Consider the following 17975-nt stretch of genomic DNA (forward strand, 5'->3'; position numbering starts at 1 on the left):
GACCATAGAGCGTTGGAACCACCTGATCCCATCCCGAACTCAGCAGTGAAACGATGCATCGCCGATGGTAGTGTGGGGTTTCCCCATGTGAGAGTAGGTCATCGTCAAGATTAAATTCCGAAACCCCTATCTGCGTACGCAGGTAGGGGTTTTGTTTTTGTCCGCGGGAAAGCGAAATTACTGCCCCAACCGCTCCAGTGTGTGCTCCAGCGGTTCCAGCGACACACAGATAAAACCATCAAGCGGACGATTGAGTTCCTCTACCAGCAGGATGGTTGCCCCCGTCGACAGGGCACACATCAGTAATACGGCGACAATGGTGCCGTTGCATGGTGCAAACAGCCCGAACGAACCGAAGATAATCCCCAGCCACGTCACCAGGATCACCAGCATCACCGGTGGAATCGATTGATTGGCCTGCAGCAGGGTCAGCCAGCGGGTGGCAAACACGGTGTCCATGTCTTGCAATGCCTTGGCTTTGAGCGAGCGCTGATCATCGTTGCCGGGCGTCAGTGATTCGACCTGGCGTTGCAGGCCTTCGGAGCGACGGATCATTTCGGGGCTATCGAGTTTTGCAATCTGCTGGTGATCGCGGGAAGCGAGCACCTGGGTGACTTCGGCGTAGTTGTGCTTGAGCTCGGTGCGGATGCCCTGGGTGTCGGTGCCGTAGCGGGCCAGCAAGCGGTCGAATTGAACCACTTTCGCCGCCGCGCCCTCCAGTTCGGCATTGGCCGTATCGAATGTGCCTTTGGCAGAGGAAACCAGCAGGCCGAGGACCAGCGCCGACATCGTTGCGATGAGGCCGGTGGCCAGCTTCACCACGGTCACGGAGTCGTCGCTCAGGTGATGGCTCGGTAATCGCTCTCTTACGTACGAGCCTAGTAGTGCGCTGGCGGACAGGCAGGCGAAAACGATGAGGGCGATCACCACGTCATTCAAATTCAACCTCCGTTGACGCTGTCTTCCGTGGGGGAGATATCTACTGGTACTTGATCACGATGCCTTTGAGTTTGCGCCCCTCTATGGCCCTCACGTCGCGAGCCCACAGCGGCCCGTTGGCATAGGCACCCACCGCCTGAATATGGTCATAGACCACCACCACCGCGTCGCCACCGAGTTTGGCGGATTCTTCCCGCAGCTTCTGTTCGACTTCGGTAATCGGCGGGGCAGGGTCGACGCTGGCGTCGATCAACACTTCACCCAGACGTACATGCGGACGCACAGGCTCCGAACGCAGCACGACAACCTCGTCCGGCGATGTCGGCGCCGGATGTTCTACGCCGACATAGGCGGTGGTCTGTGCATCGACAGTGGCGCAACCATTGAGGGTCAGCAGGCTGGTGATCAGTCCACCGGCCAGAAACAAGCATTTGAAACGGGTGGACCGAGACTGGTCGTGGGCCGGCATAGTGGGTTTGCTCCTCTGGTTCGCTGCTATCCATGTGGCTAGTTGACGGTAGCAGACAGGCCGGGAGTTGCCAGAACGCCCAACCTTTTCAGGTTGGGCTTTTTTGTGCCTTGAAGACTGTCGATCAACTAAGGCTTTTCACTGATCTTTTTCGCAGTTGACCATCCACGACACACCAAAACGGTCGACCAGCATGCCGAAGCGCGCCGCCCAGAACGTGGTTTCAAGTGGCATTTGCACAGTGCCACCGCCTGCAAGTGCATTGAAGACCCGCTCGGCCTCGGCAATGCTGTCGACGTTGAGTGAAATCGAACAGGCACTCATTTTATCCACGGGGCGATCCGGTGTGGTGTCCGACCCCATGATCGCCTGATCGCCCACGATCAGACGGGTATGAATGATCAGGTTGTGCAGATCCTTGGGGCAATGCTCAGCGGCCGGCGTTTCGCCGAAGGTCAACATGGCTTCGATCTTGCCTTGCAGGGACTGCGCGTAGAACGTGAAGGCAGCTTTGCAGTCACCGTTGAAGATAAGGTAGGGATTGATTTTCATGGTCGGCTCCAGGTGCTCGAGTACATACATCGGTTTGGACGCCGGTTTTTTCGGCGAATTCCGATTGTGTCGAGCCGACAAGCAAAGCGCTAAATCTTTGTCGGTGCTTGTGTTTCTTTAGATGTTTTTTCGATAGGACGCGCGAGGCTTATTGCTTCCGGCGCACGCCGCGGCGCCAGCACGCGTTCGATGGCGCCGCTGACCATGCTCTCCAGCAGTTCATCACGTTCCTGCTCGTCCAGCACATGTGGCGTGAACCAGCTGGGAGCGCTGTTGAGCAGGGCGCCAATGGCATGCCCGGCGGCCAGCAAGCCTTGCTCGCTGAAACGCGACTTTGCGCCCAGCATCCTCAGCAACGCGCGCTCGTACTGCTCGCGCAATTGCCTGACCCGAGCCTGTTGCTCTTCGTTCAGGCAACCGCTGTCGCGCTCCACCAGGCGGAAATGCCAGGGCATCTCCCGATGCAGGTTCAGATGGGCGCGGATCAGGCTGTTGAGTTTGTCGCGCTTGCCCGGAGCTTTTTGCTGGATACGCCCCAGGGTGGCCAGCAGCTCCTCGTAAAACTCCTCGATCAGATCGAGCAGCAGATGCTGTTTGCTGGGGTAATGGTGATACAGCGAGCCTGGGGAGAGCCCCAGGCACGTCGCGAGCTCACGCATGCCGACCTGGCCGAACCCCTTGCAGGCAAACAGCTCCAGGACCTTGTCCCGGTACTCGGCAAAGCGCGAGCAACGCTCAGGCATAGGCATGGAAGCCGCGCCCCGTTTTGCGTCCCAGGTAACCGGCGGCGACCATTTCCTTGAGCAACGGCGCCGGGCGATATTTGCTGTCGTTGAAACCGTCATAGAAGGCTTCGAGGATCGACAACAGGGTGTCCAGGCCAATCAGGTCCGCCAGGGCCAACGGGCCGATAGGCTGATTGCAGCCCAGGCGCATGCCGGCGTCGATGTCTTCGGCGCTGGCCAGGCCTTCCTGGAACACCAGGATCGCTTCGTTGATCATCGGCACCAGGATCCGGTTGACCACGAAACCTGGACGGTTACCCGCGGTAATCGCGGTTTTACCGAGGGTGGTGGCCATGTCCAGCGCCAGTTGGTGGGTCGCATCACTGGTTTGCAGGCCGCGGATGACTTCGATCAGGCCCATCACCGGCACCGGGTTGAAGAAATGCAGGCCGATGAAGCGCTCAGGCTGGCTGACACTGGCGGCGAGCTGGGTGATCGACAGCGACGAGGTATTGGAGGCAATGACGCATTCGTTGCTGACCTGCGCGGCGATCTGTTGCAGCACACGCAGTTTCAGGTCGAGATTTTCAGTGGCCGCTTCGATGACCAATTGCGCGTCACCCAGGACGCTGTAATCGGTGCTGGTGCGGATTTTGGCGAGGGTCGCCTGTTTCTGCTCTGGCGTCAGGGTTTGCTTGGCGATCTGCCGGTCAAGGTTCTTGCTGACCGTTGCGACGGCTTTTTGCAAAGCGCTTTCGGAAATGTCGAGCAAGGTCACGTTGAAACCGGCCATGGCGCAGACTTGTGCGATGCCGTTGCCCATGGTGCCCGCACCGATCACCCCGATGTTTTGCAGTTTCATCTTCCCATCCTTCGATCAAACCCTGCGATACCTTGGCCGCGACGGCGGCCGAAGGCGTACTATTGCCGCGAGTCTAGAGCCGGCAGGGCGGTTGTCCTATGCCAAAACTGTTCAACGGCTCTGATGTTTTTTGCCATTCGGGTGATGAGAGAGAAGCGAACCAATGCGGGAAAAGGACTCGGTTGCCGCCTATTTCGTGCAGGCAATGATCCATGGGCTGAGGGATGATCCGCAGCGCGTGACGGCCGTGCTCGAACAGGCGGGCATTGATCCGGTGGTCATGCACCAACCCACGGCGCGGGTGCCGGCCAGTGCGTTTGCGGCGTTGTGGCTGATCCAGATCCGTGAGCTCGACGATGAGTTTTTCGGGCTCGACTCCCATGGCATGCCGCCGGGCAGTTTCGCCCTGATTTGCCGCGCCTTGATTCAGGAGCCCGATCTGCACAAGGCCATGCGTCAGTGCCTGGCCAACTTCGGCTTGTTCCTGCGCGACTTTCGCGGCTCGTTGGCCGTGCGTGGCAAGCGTGCGGTGATCAGCCTGGAAACCCGGTCGACGGACAACGATGCCAGCCGGTTTGGTGAAGAAACCTTCCTGGTATTGATGATCAGTCTGCTGTGCTGGCTGGGCGGGCGGCGCATTCCCATTGACCGCGCGGACTTCCGCCATTCGCGCCTGTCGCTGGGTGACGACCGCCTGCTCTGGGGCCCCAACCTGACCTTTGGTGCCGAGCGCACCGAAATTGAATTTGCCAGCCACTACTTGCGCCTGCCCGTGGTTCAGGATCTGGCGTCGCTGAAAGTGTTCCTGCGTACCGCGCCGCAATGGCTGGTGATCCGCTTCCGTAACCAGCACGGTTTGGCATCCCAGGTTCACCAGCGCTTGCGCGGCAGTCATTACAGTGAGTGGCCGACGTTGCAGGCCTTCGCCCTGGAACAGCACCTGAGCCCCAGCACCTTCCGCCGCAAACTGGAGCGTGAGGGCTGTGCCTATCAGGAGATCAAGGACGAAGTACGCCGCGGCGTGGCCTTTGAGCAACTGCGTCAGAGCGATGCGAGCATCAGCGATATCGCCGAGCAACTGGGCTTCCAGGAACCCAGCGCCTTCCATCGGGCGTTCAAGAAGTGGACCGGGGAAAGCCCCGGGCGCTATCGGGCCCGATATCAGGGGGAGCAGGGCGCAGAGGTCGCCACCCTTCAGGCATCCTGCGAGCCCTGAGCCATCAACTATCCACCCGCAGAACAATCTTGCCGATGTGATCCCCCGCTTCCATCCGGGCATGGGCCTGCGCCGCCTTCGTGAACGGGTAAATCCGGTCGATCATCGGCAGGCAGCGTCCGGCGCTCAGCACTGGCCATACGTGCTCGTGCAACTGGCGGGCAATGGCGGCTTTTTCTTCCCGGGTCCGAGAGCGCAACAGGGAGCCGGTGACGACGGCACGTTTGGCCATGATCGCCAGCAAATCGACATCCCTGGCATGGGCGCCACCGAGGAAGCCGAGCATCACCAGGCGACCGTCCATGGCCAGGGCGGCCACATTGTTGTTGAGGTACGAGCCGCCCATGATGTCGAGAATCACGTTGACGCCCTGGCCAGCGGTTTTTTCCGCGATGACCTGCACAAAATCCTGATCGCGATAGTTGATCGCCTCGGCGCCCAATTCGCGGATCGCCGTGCATTTTTCGTCGCTGCCGGCGGTGGCGAACGCTTCGATGCCGAGTTCGCGGCATAACATCAACGCGGTGGTGCCGATGCCGCTGGTGCCGCCGTGGATCAAGGCACGCTGCCCCTGGCGGGCAGCGCCAAGGCCGAACAGGTTGGCCCAGACCGTGAAGAAGGTTTCCGGTAGGGCCGCCGCCTGCACCCAGTCCATGCCTTCGGGAACCGGCAGGGCCTGACTGGCCGGGACCACGCAGTATTGCGCATACCCGCCGCCATTGGTCAGGGCGCAAACCTTGTCGCCCAGCGCAAATTCGCTGACGCCCGCGCCAATCGCCACCACTTCGCCGGCCACTTCCAGCCCCGGGTTCGGGTTCATGCCGGGCTTCATCGGGTACTGGCCCGCCCGCTGAAGCGCGTCGGGGCGATTGACCCCGGCGGCGTGCACGCGGATCAGAATCTCGCCGGTCCCGGCAACGGGCACAGGCACCTGGCGCGGTTGCAGGACTTCAGGGCCACCGGGTTCGGTGATTTCGATCAGGGTCATTGTCTGCGGGAGTGTCATTTCAAATACCTGTATTGAGCGTTAAGGATTCGGTCGAACGACTGAGCAGTCGACTGCCCAGTTCCAGCAACAGCGCTACAACGATGGCGCCGGCGGCAATCACGAACATCAAGGCATGATGGCCGCCACTGGCGTTGAACAGCGCCGAGTAAGCGAACCCCGAGAGCGCCTGGAAAGTAGCGAACGACACGGTCGCGCGACTCCAGGCAACCTGTTGCTGATGATGCCCAGGGATCAGCTCATGCACCCGCGCCAACGCCAGCGGCACGATGCCTGGGGGGAAGGAGCCGAGGATCACCGCCAGTAAAGCCAGCGCCACGAACGAACTGCTGATCGATAAAAGGCCGACTGCCAGCGCTTGCAGCACCAGCACGATGCGGATCCCCGTTTTCGCGTCCAGATGGTCGGCCAGAAAGCCGTAGCTCACCGGCCCGACAATCGCGCCCAGGCCATACATCACCCAGACCAGCGCGCCGACATGTGCCCCGGCATTGAGCCCACGGGCGACGTAATCCACCAGGAATACCATGGCCGGCACCAACCCGGCCGCCATGAACGCGTATTGGGCGAACAGCAGGTAAACGTTCGGGTCGGTGGGGGACGACGATGCATTCGACGGCGTTGCGGTAGCCGGGTGCGCAGTTGTCGGCCAGCCAAACCAACTGGCGGCCGTGAGGATCAGGGCCAGCAAGCCCAGACCGAACCAGGTTTGCTGCAAGCCGAGGCTCAGTAGCGGCGGCACGATCGTCCCAGATCCGGCGATGCCCAGGCCGATACCCAGGAATATCGCGCCGCTGGCCAGGCCTTTGCGGGCCGCCGGGACCTGGGGCAATACGGTGGCCGCCACCAACACCATGATCGCGCCACCGGCAATCCCCGACAGCAGGCGCCAGCCGAAGAACCAGCTCACCGACAACGGAAAGCCACAGGCGAAAAACGCCAGGGTCACCGCCAGCATCATCAGGCGCAAGACGGTCTTGTTCGAGGTCCGGCGTGCCAGCGGATGGCCGGTCAGTGCACCGATCAGGTATCCCACCAGATTAGCGGCGCCGAGGTACACCACGTCACTGGCGGAAAACCAGTGGGCCTGGATCAGCGAGGGAATCAGCGGCGTGTAGGCGAAGCGCGCCAGGCCGATGCTGACCAGGCTGGCGCAAAGGCCGGCGAAGATCGGCAGCCAGATCGCGCCGGGCGCCGGGGTAAGGGGAGGCGATGAACTGTGCATGTGCATTGTCCTGTAGGGTCACTCAGGCCTTCAGCATATCGAGGTTTTACGAAGCATTAATGCAGCGAATACGCGCTATGCTGATGCGTAATTGCATCATCAGGAGAGCGTGATGAATTGGGATGACGCCCGGGTATTTCTCGCGGTTTGCCGGGAATCGACGTTGCGCGGGGCGGCGCGGGTGTTGGGAGTAGACCAGGCCACGGTCGGCAGGCGCATCACGGCACTGGAAAAGTCCTTGAGTGCGACCTTGTTCCTGCGCACTTCCGAAGGTTATGCGCTGACGGCTGTCGGCGAAGCGGCACTCAAGGCCGTGGAGAAAATGGAGCATTCGGCGCTGGAACTGGAACGCCAGATCCAGGGCCTGGACGATCGCTTGACCGGCACGGTTCGCGTCAGCACCACCGACTCCCTGGCGATTGATTTCCTGATCCCGGCGATTGCCCGCCTGCATCGGCAACACCCGGATGTACGGGTGCAACTGGACGCCACCACGCAGATCCTCAGCCTGGCAAAACGCGAAGCGGACATCGCCGTACGCAACACCCGACCGGAGAACCCTGACCTCATCGCCCGGCGTATCGCCCGTTGGCCGGTGGGGTTGTTTGCCTCGCAAGCCTATGTCGATGCCCACGGCGTGCCGGAGCCGGGCTCGGCGTTCGCCGGGCATGACCTGGTGGTGTATCAGCCGCATTTGCAGAGCAACAAGGACATGACGCTGGTCTCGGAACCGGTGGCCCGCGGGCGGGTTGTCGCGAGCCTCAGTTCCAGCCTGCTGGTGCGTCGGTCGATTGCGGCGGGGATCGGAGTTGGGGAGATTCCGGTGTACATCGGGGAGAAGGAGGGGCTGGTCAGGCTGTGGCCGGAGCGCTCGCGGCCGATGCCTTATGACATCTGGCTGGTGACCCATGCGGACCTGCGGCATACGGCCAGGGTCCGGGCGGTGATCGATGAGATTGTCGCGGGGTTCGCCGGGACCGGCGAGTAATTCCAGGTGGCACAAATCCTGTGGTAGCGAGCTTGCTCGCGATGGCGGAGTGTCAGACGACATCACTGTTGAATGACACAACGCATCGCGAGCAGGCTCGCTCCTACAGGGTTTTGTCATGGCATTTCCGGCAGTTCCTGTGGACGCAGGTCAAAGACCAGCACTTCAGCATCCACGCCATTGCTCAAGGTCAGCACCTGTTCATCACGAACCCGCACACCGTCGCCTTCCTGCAACAACGCACCGTTGAGTTCGACGCTGCCCCGGGCTACGTGCACATAGGCGTAGCGGTTGGCGGCCAGCTCCAGGGTGGCGCTTTCCTTGCCGTCGATCAGGCCGGCATACACCCGTGCATCCTGACGCACCTTGAGCGAACCCTTGGCGCCGTCCGGCGAAATGATCAGCTGCAGGCGCCCGCGTTTCTTCTGGGTGCTGAAATGCTCTTGCTGATAGCGCGGTTTAGCGCCGCTGACGTCGGGCACGATCCAGATCTGCAGAAAGTGCACCGGCCGGGTGCTCGAGTGGTTGAACTCACTGTGGGCCACGCCGCTGCCTGCGCTCATCAGTTGCACGTCGCCGGGGCGGATCACCGAACCGGTGCCCAGGGTGTCTTTGTGTTCCAGGGCGCCTTCAAGCACATAGGAGAAAATTTCCATGTCGCGGTGCGGGTGCTGGCCGAAGCCTTTACCGGCTGCGACGCGGTCGTCGTTGATCACCAACAGATCGGAAAAACCCTGCTCTTTCGGATTGCGATAGTTGGCGAAGGAAAAGGTATGGAATGACTTCAACCAGCCGTGATTGGCCAGGCCACGATCCGAGGCTTTGCGAAGAGTCAGCATTATGAAATCTCCTGTGGGGACGTGAATTCGTCCGAGTGAGGAGAAGGTTAATGGTTACTGGTTGATGCAATAAGTAGATGAAAATTGAAATACTGTCCTGTTTGGATTGACAGTTGTTTGTGGAATGAGTCGCCGATGTTTGAGGCATAATTCGCCATAATTTGTGGCAATAAAACCTGTGGGAGCGGGCTTCAATGTCGGTCAATGCTTCCTGATTTGAGCTCAGTGGACTCCAACCCATGAAAACCGTGGCAATGGTGCTGTTTCCCGACTTTCTCCTGCTCGACATGGCCGGGCCCATGGAAGTGTTTTCCATCGCCAATCGTTATCTGAAACCCGACGATCACTATGTGCTGTCGACCATCGGCACCGAGCACGGCGCACTGCGGGCGTCCAACGGGGTGAGCGTGCACGCCGACCGGCACATCGACCAGGTCTGCGAAGGTTTTGATCTGCTGCTGGTGCCCGGTGGGCCCGGTGCCTACAACGAAAAGCATCCGCCGTTGCTCGACTGGCTCAGGCACAACGTCAGCCGGTCCGCCGGTTACGGCTCGATCTGCACCGGGGCGTTCGTGTTGGGACATGCCGGTTTGCTCGACGGCTATCGCGTCACCACCCACTGGCACTACACCGAGCGGCTGATCAAGGGCTTTCCGAAGGCGACCGTCGAGACCGATCAGATCTTCGTCCAGGACCGCAACCTGATCACTTCCGGTGGCGTCACCGCCGGGATTGACCTGGCCTTGTCGGTGGTGGCCCGGGACCATGGCAAGAAAGTCGCCCAGGACGTGGCCAAGGTGCTGCTGGTGGTGATGAAACGCCAGGGTGGGCAGGCGCAGTTCAGCCCGTTGATGGCGGCGGTGGCCCCTCACGAAACGGCGATTACCCGGGTGCAGGACCATGTGCTTGAACATCTCGATGAAACCTACAGCATCGAGCGCATGGCCGGTCTGGCCAACATGAGCCCGCGTCATTTCGCCAGGGTGTTCGCCCGGGAAGTGAGCATGACGCCGATGGAGTTTTTGCAAAGCGCGCGTATCGATTGCGCCAGGAACCAGCTGGAAACCACCGAGTTGCCGCTCAAGACCGTGGCCTTCAAAAGTGGCTTCGGCAGCGTGCGGCACATGCGTTTTCTGTTCAGTGAAAAGCTTGGCCTGACCCCGACCCAATACCGCGAGCAGTTCAGCTAGCGCGCATGTCCGTCATGCGCACCGCAATGGCCGTGACGCTCCCCCCGTGGCAGTTGTACCGTCACCGAGGCCTGCCAAGATACCGCTGAACTCATTGCAAGGACGGTGCGGAGCCTGGGCTGGAAGCCAGGCTTGCAGCGAGTGACAGCGTATGAACAGTCTCAGAGATTTGAACAGCGAAGCGGTGCTGCAATTCGGACCCTACGCTTTCCACCTCAGTCAGCGACTGGTGCTGGAGGGCGATCGACCGCTGCGCCTGGGCGGCCGCGCCCTTGATGTGTTGCAGGTGCTGGTCGAACACGCCGGCTCGGTGGTCAGCAAGGAGGAGTTGATTGCGCAGGTCTGGCCGCGCTCCGTGGTCGAAGAGATCAACCTGCGGGTACACATTGCCGCCCTGCGCCGAGCTTTGGGCGACGGCCAGAACGGCCAGTGCTACATCGTCAACATTCCCCAGCGCGGCTACAGTTTTGTCGCCCCGGTACAGCATTCGCCGCAGCCCGTAGCGTTCCCGAGCGAGACCGTAAAAAAGCCCCTGCACAACTTGCCGGCACGGCTCACGCCGATCACCGGGCGCGATGCGATTGTCGGCAGCCTGGTGCGGCAACTGCCGGTGCGCCGATTCATGACCCTGGTCGGCCCGTGCGGGATCGGCAAGACCACCGTGGCGCTGCGCGTGGCCGAACTGTTGTTGCAGCACTATCGGCACGGCGTGTGGCTGGTGGACCTGGCGCCGATCGACGACCCGGCGCAAGTGACCGATCACCTCACACGAACCCTTGGGCTGGAGGTCGGCACCACGTTGGAGGCGCTGGCGCAGCGGCATGCCTTGTTGGTCCTGGACAACTGCGAACACCTGCTCGAACGCTGTCAGACGTTGATCGAAACGCTGCTGGCTTCGCTGCCCCGTCTGTCGATCCTCGCCACCAGCCGCGAGCCGCTCAAGGCCGCGGGCGAAACCGTATTGCCTCTGCCACCGCTGGCGGTGCCGCCAACGTCAGCGCTACGCAGTGTTGCCGAGGTCATGGGCTATTCGGCGGTGCAGTTGTTCGTCAGCCGTGCCCGGACCCGTCAGCAAGGGTTCACCCTGCGCGAACAAGACCTCAAGACCGTACGGGAAATCTGCCGACGCCTCGACGGCCTGCCGCTGGCGATTGAACTGGCAGCGGCGCAAATCGATGCGCTGGCGCTGGTGGGGTTGCAGGCGCAACTCGATAACTGTTTTCAGTTGCTGTCCCAGGGCCGCCGCACGGCCGTGCCCCGGCACCAGACGCTCAAGGCTGCGCTGGACTGGAGCTACGAACGTTTGACTGCCGTGGAGCAAACCGTGTTGCAGCGCCTGGCGGTGTTCAAGATGGCCTTTACCCAGAACGCAGCGATTGGCGTGATCAGCGGCGACGCGTTGCCGGTCGCCGAGCTGATCGAGGTGCTGGACAACCTCACACTCAAGTCATTGCTGTCCCAGGAGCAGGGCGGCGGTGTGACCCGCTACCGCTTCCTCAACACCACCCGCACCTACGCCCTGGAAAAACTCGAACTCAGTGGTGAGCTGCGAGCCCTTGAAATGCGTTATGCCGGTTACGTCAGTCAAATGCGCCGGCCTTCAGGCGGGCAGGTGGCATTGCAACTCGTCGAGTAGCTGGCGAACGGTCATCAAGTCGGGCGTGGCGAAACCTTCGGTGTAGCGCTGGTAGATTGGGGCCAGCAATTGATGCGCCCGTTGGGGATCGCCCTGACGCTGCCACAACTGCGCCAGTGAGGTGGCGCTGCGCAGCTCCCAGGCCAGGGCACCCTGGGTCTTTGCCACGTTGAGTGCCTTGAGCAATACCGTTTCGGCCGTTGCGGCTTTTACCGGGCAATCCGTTGCCAGCAACGTCCTGGCCCCGGCCCGCAGAATCTCTGCCGTGCTCCAGTCCGACGCACCGCTTTGCGCACGCTCGAGCAAATCATCGTCGACACAGGTTGAATCCAGCGTGACCATGATGTCCTTGATCAAACCGACACGTTGGCGGCCGGTTGGCCGAACATCGGTGCCGCCGATCACCTGCGCGTAGTGTTGCGCCCAGTGATAGAACAGCAGCACCGAGTGCTTCTGCGCCTGTTGCAGCAGCAGGCGCAGGAGTTCGCGGGCGCTGCGGGTATCGCCGTTGTAGTGGGCGATCAGGCAGCCGGCGAGCGCCAGGGTGTAGCAGATCGACGTGCCGTGGTTGATCTGCAGCGCGATGTCCAGCGCCTGCCGGGCTGTGCGCCAGGCTTGTTCCGGTTGGCCTTGCAGCCATAGGATGCGCGCGTGGATGGTCAGCGCCGCGACGCTCTGGTCGTATTGCACGCCGAAGCCATGGGTGAAACGGTTGAGATGACCACTGTGGGCCATGCGTTGCAGCACCTGTTCGGCATGCTCCCCAGCCTGTCGCTGGTTGCCGGAGAAGTGCAGGGCGAGCACCCGCAATCGATGCATGCTCAGGGACATCAGGGCGTCGTCATGCAGCCCCAGTCGATCGAATTGCCGGCTCTGTTCCAGGGCCATCTGGTAATGGCCGCAGCTGAGATTGACTGCCAGGTGCCCGGAAATCGCCCGCAACTGACCGGCCACATCGTTGAGTCGGATGGCCAGGGCTCTGGCGCTGACAAAAGCGCCAATGGTTTCGGTGCTGGCGCCTTGAGCGTGGTAACAGGCACTGCCCAGGGCCAGCTTGAGGGCTATCTGCAAGCGCGGGCAAGGTTCGGCAGACTGCTCGAGCAAGGCCAGCGCCTTGCGCACATAACCGCCGTGCTCCTTGAGCAGTGACAACTCCTGCCACAGGGGCGTGGACGTCGCGGCCAGGCGTATCGCCAGTGCCTGCGGCCCTTGCGCGTGCAAACCCCAATCGAGGGCCGCACGGACGTCCTCCAGGGCCCTGCCATAGCGCTCGAGCCACAGGGCGGTCGAGGTTTTCTCCCAGTCGTCCTGCGCCTGTTGCATCAACGCCAGGCAACGCTCGGCATGCCGCTGCCGAGTGCCGGGCAGGTCGGTGGTTTGCGCGAGTTTTTCCTGGGCGTAGCTGCGGGTGGTGTCGAGCAGGCGGTAGTAAACATCCTCGTCGCCCACCTCCACGTTGAGCAAGGACTTGGCGACCAGTTGGGTGATCGAGCCGAACACTTCGCGGGGTTCGATGTGCTCGCCGACTATCACCGCCGATGCCGACTCCAGGGTGAAGCTGCCGCGAAACACACTCAGTCGGCGCAGGCAGGTCTTTTCGCAGGCGTTGAGCAGCTCGAAGCTCCAGTCCAGTGTCGCGCGCAGGGTCTGATGGCGTGGCAGGGGCGCCTGGCAAGGCTGGGTCAACACCCGAAAGCTGCTTTGCAGTTGCGCCAGCAAGCCGGGTAATCCGAAGCTGCCCACTTGCGCCGCCGCCAGTTCGATGGCAAGCGGAATACCGTCCAATCGGTGGCAGATATCGATCAACAGCGGCAGCTCATCGTCCGTCAGTTCAAAGCTGTCATGGCTGGCCATGGCCCGCTCTACGAACAGTTGCAAGGCGGAAAAGGTCATGGCCTGGGCGCGGTCGAGGATGGCGATGGGCGGCGGGCAGTCGAGTGACTCCAGACGCTGGACGAATTCCCCTTCGGCCCGCAGGCTCTCGCGGCTGGTGGCGAGAATATGCACGTGCGGCGCACTGCGCAGAATGTTTTCGCAGAGCTGGGCGATGGCGTCGACCAGGTGTTCGCAGTTGTCGATGACCAACAGCATTTGCCTGTCGCGCAGACAGTCGGCAAGACCGCTCAGGGGCTGGTCGTCGTGCAGGGCCAGTTCGAGCAATGTCGCCAGGTGACCGTCGATCATCAGCGGGCAGTTGATCGGGGCCAGGTCCAGCAGGTGAATGCCGTCCCGGTAGCGACCGATCATTTGCTCGGCGACCCGCAAGGCCACGGTGGTCTTGCCGATGCCGCCGGGGCCGACGAGGGTGATGAAGCGCTGGCGGGGCAGTTGCTCCATCAGGTTGTCGACCAGCGTCTGCCGGCCGATCATGCGCGTGCGGCGCACCGGCAGGTTATGTCGGCTCGGTGCGCAAGCCACGGGCGCTGGCGGTTGCTCGGCCTGCTCCAGTGAGTGCGGTGCGACGAAGCTGTACCCGCGCTGGGCCACGGTGACGATGTAGCGCTGGCCGGCCTGACCGTCGCCGAGCGCCTTGCGCAACGCGGCCATGTGCACCCGCAGGTTGATGTCTTCGACCACGCTGTTGGGCCAGACCCGGGCGATCAATTGCTGCTTGCTGACCACGTTGCCGGCGTGCTCAAGCAGGATCAACAGGATGTCCATGGCGCGCCGGCCCAGGCGCAAAGGCTGGTCGGCCTCCATCACCAGGCGTTGGCCGGGGTAGACCCGGTAAGGGCCGAAATGCACAGCCTGTTCGGGGGAAAGGGTCAACGAGTCGCTCCTGCTGCATCCGTCTAGTACGCGGTTTTCGAGCATATTCCTCAGGTTTTTTACAGAGCGCAATGCGCCACCCGGGTGACTGAAGGGGCAGGCATTGACTCTAGCGTATCGGCCAGTGGCTGTCGGTCCCGAAAACATGGGGTGCGACAGATGGGCAGGACATGCCGGGGCTTTTTGCGCGCCAAGGAAAATTAACAACGTTTAACTCGTCCTGCGTCCGGTCTGCGCCAAAACTCTCTTCCTGTAGGAGCGAGCTTGCTCGCGATGGAGTATCAGTCGACACCAATGCTGTTGACACACCATCGTCGGAACGCCGCCCGGAGCAAGCTCGCTCCTACAAATGGATTCCCATCCATCGCAAGGACAGAGCAATGAGCAATGTGGTGGTTGTCTATCACAGTGGCTACGGGCACACCCGGGTCATGGCCGAAGCCGTGGCCGCGGGTGTGGAACGGCACTTGGGCAGCACCTGCCAGTTGATCCCGGTCGAGGATGTGGACGAGCACTGGGCGCGGCTGCACCGCGCCGACGCCATCATCTTCGGCGCGCCGACCTACATGGGCAGTGCCTCGGCGGCCTTCAAGGCGTTCATGGAGGCCACGGCGGCGTTCTACCTGGCCCAGCCCTGGCGCGACAAACTCGCGGCGGGCTTCACCAATTCCGGCAGCCTGTGCGGCGACAAACTCGCGGCGGGCTTCACCAATTCCGGCAGCCTGTGCGGCGACAAGCTAAACACCCTGCTGCAGATGGCGGTGTTCGCCGCCCAGCACTCGATGATCTGGGTCGGCCTCGACCTGCTGCCGGCACGCTCCAGCACCGGCGCATTCAACGGCCAACTCAACCGCCTGGGCAGCTCGCTGGGCGCCATGGCCCAGTCGAATGTCGAGCAATCCCCCGACGATGCGCCACCCCCGGAGGATCGCTGCACCGCGGCGCACCTGGGCGAGCGGGTGGCGCGCCTGGCCGATCGCATGAACCCGTTACCGGTTTGATTCACCCCAACACTCGTTAAGGAGGCATTACCCATGAGCACCTTCACTACCCGCGACGGCGTCGAGATCTACTACAAGGACTGGGGCACCGGTCAGCCGATTGTCTTTAGTCACGGCTGGCCGCTCAACGCCGACAGCTGGGAATCGCAGATGATCTTCCTGGCCTCCAAGGGTTTCCGGGTCATCGCCCACGACCGTCGTGGTCATGGGCGCTCCAGCCAGCCGTGGTCGGGCAATGACATGGACCATTACGCCGACGACCTGGCGCAGTTGATCGAGCTGCTCGACCTGCAAAACGCCGTGCTGTTCGGCTTCTCCACCGGCGGTGGCGAGGTGGCGCGTTACATCGGTCGTCACGGCACCGGCCGGGTGGCCAAAGCCGGGCTGATTTCCGCGGTGCCGCCGCAGATGCTCAAGACCGAAGCCAACCCCGGCGGCCTGCCGCTGGAAGTGTTCGACGGCATCCGCCAGGCCTCGCTGGCCGACCGTTCGCAGCTGTACATCGACCTCGCCAGCGGCCCGTTCTTCGGCTTCAACAAACCTGATGCGAAACCGTCCCAGGGCATGATCGACTGGTTCTGGATGCAGGGCATGATGGCCGGCCACAAGAACGCCTACGACTGTATCAAGGCGTTCTCGGAAACCGACTTCACCGAGGACCTGAAGAAGTTCGACGTGCCGACCCTGGTGGTGCATGGCGATGCGGATCAGGTCGTGCCGTACGAAGCGGCGGGCGTCTCCTCCGCCAGACTGGTGAAGGGCTCGACCCTGAAGATTTACCCGGGCGCCCCTCATGGTTTGACCGACACCCACAAGGACCAGCTCAACGCGGATCTGTTGGCGTTTCTCAAGGGTTGATGTCTGACTGAAAGATCGCAGGCTGCGCGAGCTCCTAAGGGTGTACACACAGCTCTGTAGGGGCTGGCGTAACCTGCGATCGTTTGCTGCTCAACGAGGCGCCGCGAACAAACTGACAGCGCCAGGCAAACGGATTGATGCCTTCGCTGCGGGTGAAGATATGGCAGAAGTGCGCCTGATCGCAGAAGCCGCATTCGAGGCTGATCTGCGTGAGGCTCAGGTCGGTGTACTGGATCAATTGCTTGGCCAGGGCAATGCGCTGCCGGCGAATCCAGTCCTGTGGCGAGAGGCCTGTGCTGCACTTGAACGCGCGGGAGAAGTGACTGCGCGAGAGGGCGCAGGCCTGTGCCAGTTCAGTGACTTCCAGGCTGTCGCCCAGACGCTCGAGGATCAGTTGTTTAACCCGTTTTTCGCGTTGTGGGCTGAGGCCACCGGTGCTTTTCTTTGGCATAGGCGTGAATGACGCGGGGGCGGCATTTTGCTGAACGTGAGCCATGGCGAATGTCCGTGTCGGTAGGCTTCATTCTTGGACCCGAAGGCTCTGGCTTGCGAGTTAATCGTTGTTAATTCCTCGCTCACCGCGGGAAGTCTTGGGTAAAGTCAGACACAATTCTCATCCTCGCGCTTGGCCGAACACACACAAGGAACCCGAGCCTATGAACCGTAACGATCTGCGTCGCGTCGACATGAACCTGCTGGTGATTTTCGAAGCCCTGATGTTCGAAAAGAACCTGACCCGCGTCGCGGAAAAACTGTTCATGGGCCAACCGGCGGTGAGCGCCGCGCTGGGGCGTTTGCGTGATCTGTTCGATGACCCATTGCTGCTGCGCAACGGTCGCGGCATGGAACCGACGGCGCGGGCGTTGGCGATTCTCAAGGAGTTGCAGCCGGCGATGGACACCATTTCCGGCGCGGTCAGCCGGGCCAAGGAATTCGATCCGGCGACCAGTTGCGATGTGTTTCGCATCGGTCTGTCGGACGATGCCGAGTTCGGTTTGTTTCCGCCGTTGCTGCGTCAGTTGCAAGAGGAAGCGCCCGGCATCGTTGTGGTCGTGCGGCGGGCCAATTACCTGTTGATGCCGACGCTGCTGGCGTCGGGGGAAATCTCGGTGGGCGTGAGTTACACCACGGATCTGCCGGCCAATGCCAAGCGCAAGAAGCTGCGCGATATTCCCTGCAAGGTGCTGCGCGGCGACACCCGGCCGGGGACGCTGACCCTGGATGAGTACTGTGAGCGGCCCCATGCGATGGTGTCGTTCTCGGGGGACTTGAGCGGCAATATCGACCTGGATCTGGCGAAGGTCGGGCGTAGTCGTCGTGTGGTGTTGGGGGTGCCGCAGTTCAGTGGGTTGCGGGCGTTGCTCGCCGGTACCGAGATGATTGCCACTGTGCCGGATTATGCGGCGTGTGCGTTGGTGGAGGGGTGTGGGTTGCGGGCTGAGGATCCGCCGTTCGAGATTGAGGCGGCGCAGTTGTCGATGGCCTGGAGCGGGGTGCATGACAATGATCCGGCGGAGCGGTGGTTGCGGTCGCGGATTGGTCAGTTCATGTCTTTGGCTTTGGATGTTTCTTAGAGGGTGTCCTAGATTTTGTGTAAACGGGATTTTTATTAAACCGTTAACAGACGATCTTCGAACTGGATACTGAAGCGATTCAAGGCCGCTTTCCAGTCCCGGATCGGCATCGTCCACTTCTTGCTG

Annotated in this window: 17 protein-coding genes and 1 rRNA gene; 8 read left to right on the top strand and 10 right to left on the bottom strand. The window is 61.8% G+C overall.

The genetic code is table 11. The features are described 5' to 3' along the window. Nucleotides 1-110, top strand: a 5S ribosomal RNA gene (rrf, locus tag KGA96_RS28575); the annotation flags it as partial. Nucleotides 111-177: 67 nt separating this feature from the next. Here the strand turns inward: rrf and KGA96_RS28580 are convergent. The 5 genes from KGA96_RS28580 to KGA96_RS28600 all read right to left on the bottom strand — a co-directional run bounded on the left by KGA96_RS28580 (nt 178) and on the right by KGA96_RS28600 (nt 3547). After that, nucleotides 178-930 carry a hypothetical protein gene (locus tag KGA96_RS28580; protein WP_223466717.1) on the bottom strand — a complete coding sequence of 251 codons (753 nt, stop codon included), beginning with the start codon at nt 928-930 and terminating at the stop codon, nt 178-180. 49 nt (nt 931-979) lie between these two features. Beyond that, nucleotides 980-1408 (bottom strand): hypothetical protein, encoded by a 429-nt coding sequence (locus KGA96_RS28585; protein ID WP_223515885.1) that lies wholly within the window; start codon nt 1406-1408, stop codon nt 980-982. 138 nt (nt 1409-1546) lie between these two features. After that, the gene (locus tag KGA96_RS28590) at nt 1547-1960 is read right to left on the bottom strand and encodes a VOC family protein (protein WP_046043430.1); all 414 of its coding nucleotides are present in this window, start codon (nt 1958-1960) and stop codon (nt 1547-1549) included. Nucleotides 1961-2049: 89 nt separating this feature from the next. Next, nucleotides 2050-2709: a TetR/AcrR family transcriptional regulator gene (locus KGA96_RS28595; RefSeq protein ID WP_223515888.1), complete on the bottom strand. Its 660-nt coding sequence runs from the start codon at nt 2707-2709 to the stop codon at nt 2050-2052. Continuing rightward, nucleotides 2696-3547, bottom strand: coding sequence for a 3-hydroxybutyryl-CoA dehydrogenase (locus KGA96_RS28600; RefSeq protein ID WP_223515890.1), 852 nt, complete (start codon nt 3545-3547; stop codon nt 2696-2698). Before KGA96_RS28600 ends, KGA96_RS28595 begins: the two co-directional genes overlap by 14 nt. A gap of 163 nt (nt 3548-3710) precedes the next feature. On the opposite strand from KGA96_RS28600, the gene KGA96_RS28605 reads away from it, so the two are divergent. Next, the gene (locus KGA96_RS28605; protein WP_223515893.1) at nt 3711-4763 is read left to right on the top strand and encodes an AraC family transcriptional regulator; all 1053 of its coding nucleotides are present in this window, start codon (nt 3711-3713) and stop codon (nt 4761-4763) included. A gap of 4 nt (nt 4764-4767) precedes the next feature. Here the strand turns inward: KGA96_RS28605 and KGA96_RS28610 are convergent, their stop codons facing one another. Together KGA96_RS28610 and KGA96_RS28615 are read right to left on the bottom strand one after the other, a co-directional pair. Continuing rightward, on the bottom strand, nt 4768-5769 hold the full coding sequence (locus KGA96_RS28610; RefSeq protein WP_223515895.1) for an NAD(P)H-quinone oxidoreductase: 1002 nt from the start codon (nt 5767-5769) through the stop codon (nt 4768-4770). A 1-nt stretch (nt 5770) separates the two neighbouring features. Then, nucleotides 5771-6994 (bottom strand): YbfB/YjiJ family MFS transporter, encoded by a 1224-nt coding sequence (locus KGA96_RS28615; protein ID WP_223515898.1) that lies wholly within the window; start codon nt 6992-6994, stop codon nt 5771-5773. Nucleotides 6995-7106: 112 nt separating this feature from the next. Between KGA96_RS28615 and KGA96_RS28620 the strand changes: the two genes are divergently transcribed. After that, complete coding sequence (locus tag KGA96_RS28620; RefSeq protein ID WP_223515900.1) at nt 7107-7982, top strand: LysR family transcriptional regulator; 876 nt, start codon at nt 7107-7109, stop codon at nt 7980-7982. Nucleotides 7983-8098: 116 nt separating this feature from the next. Here KGA96_RS28620 and KGA96_RS28625 read toward each other — a convergent pair whose 3' ends face one another. Then, complete coding sequence (locus KGA96_RS28625; protein WP_223515903.1) at nt 8099-8821, bottom strand: pirin family protein; 723 nt, start codon at nt 8819-8821, stop codon at nt 8099-8101. 239 nt (nt 8822-9060) lie between these two features. On the opposite strand from KGA96_RS28625, the gene KGA96_RS28630 reads away from it, so the two are divergent. Together KGA96_RS28630 and KGA96_RS28635 are read left to right on the top strand one after the other, a co-directional pair. After that, nucleotides 9061-10011, top strand: a complete 951-nt coding sequence (locus tag KGA96_RS28630) for a GlxA family transcriptional regulator (protein WP_046043436.1) — start codon at nt 9061-9063, stop codon at nt 10009-10011. 151 nt (nt 10012-10162) lie between these two features. Further along, on the top strand, nt 10163-11647 hold the full coding sequence (locus KGA96_RS28635; RefSeq protein ID WP_046043437.1) for an ATP-binding protein: 1485 nt from the start codon (nt 10163-10165) through the stop codon (nt 11645-11647). On the opposite strand, the gene KGA96_RS28640 is transcribed toward KGA96_RS28635, so the two are convergent. Further along, a complete protein-coding gene (locus KGA96_RS28640) occupies nt 11612-14416 on the bottom strand; it encodes an ATP-binding protein (protein ID WP_223515906.1) in 2805 nt (934 codons plus the stop codon). The two genes, KGA96_RS28635 and KGA96_RS28640, sit on opposite strands and share 36 nt — an antisense overlap. 380 nt (nt 14417-14796) lie before the next feature. On the opposite strand from KGA96_RS28640, the gene KGA96_RS28645 reads away from it, so the two are divergent. Then, nucleotides 14797-15417, top strand: coding sequence for a flavodoxin family protein (locus tag KGA96_RS28645; RefSeq protein ID WP_223515909.1), 621 nt, complete (start codon nt 14797-14799; stop codon nt 15415-15417). A 33-nt stretch (nt 15418-15450) separates the two neighbouring features. Next, the gene (locus tag KGA96_RS28650; RefSeq protein WP_046043440.1) at nt 15451-16275 is read left to right on the top strand and encodes an alpha/beta fold hydrolase; all 825 of its coding nucleotides are present in this window, start codon (nt 15451-15453) and stop codon (nt 16273-16275) included. A 34-nt stretch (nt 16276-16309) separates the two neighbouring features. Here the strand turns inward: KGA96_RS28650 and KGA96_RS28655 are convergent, their stop codons facing one another. After that, the gene (locus tag KGA96_RS28655) at nt 16310-16771 is read right to left on the bottom strand and encodes a helix-turn-helix domain-containing protein (protein WP_223515911.1); all 462 of its coding nucleotides are present in this window, start codon (nt 16769-16771) and stop codon (nt 16310-16312) included. A gap of 160 nt (nt 16772-16931) precedes the next feature. Here KGA96_RS28655 and KGA96_RS28660 point away from each other — a divergent pair, with 160 nt between their 5' ends. Beyond that, on the top strand, nt 16932-17849 hold the full coding sequence (locus tag KGA96_RS28660) for a LysR family transcriptional regulator (RefSeq protein ID WP_223515914.1): 918 nt from the start codon (nt 16932-16934) through the stop codon (nt 17847-17849). Nucleotides 17850-17975 lie beyond the last annotated feature (126 nt).

Source organism: Pseudomonas sp. GL-R-26 (genome assembly GCF_019947365.1).
Taxonomy (GTDB): Bacteria; Pseudomonadota; Gammaproteobacteria; order Pseudomonadales; family Pseudomonadaceae; genus Aquipseudomonas.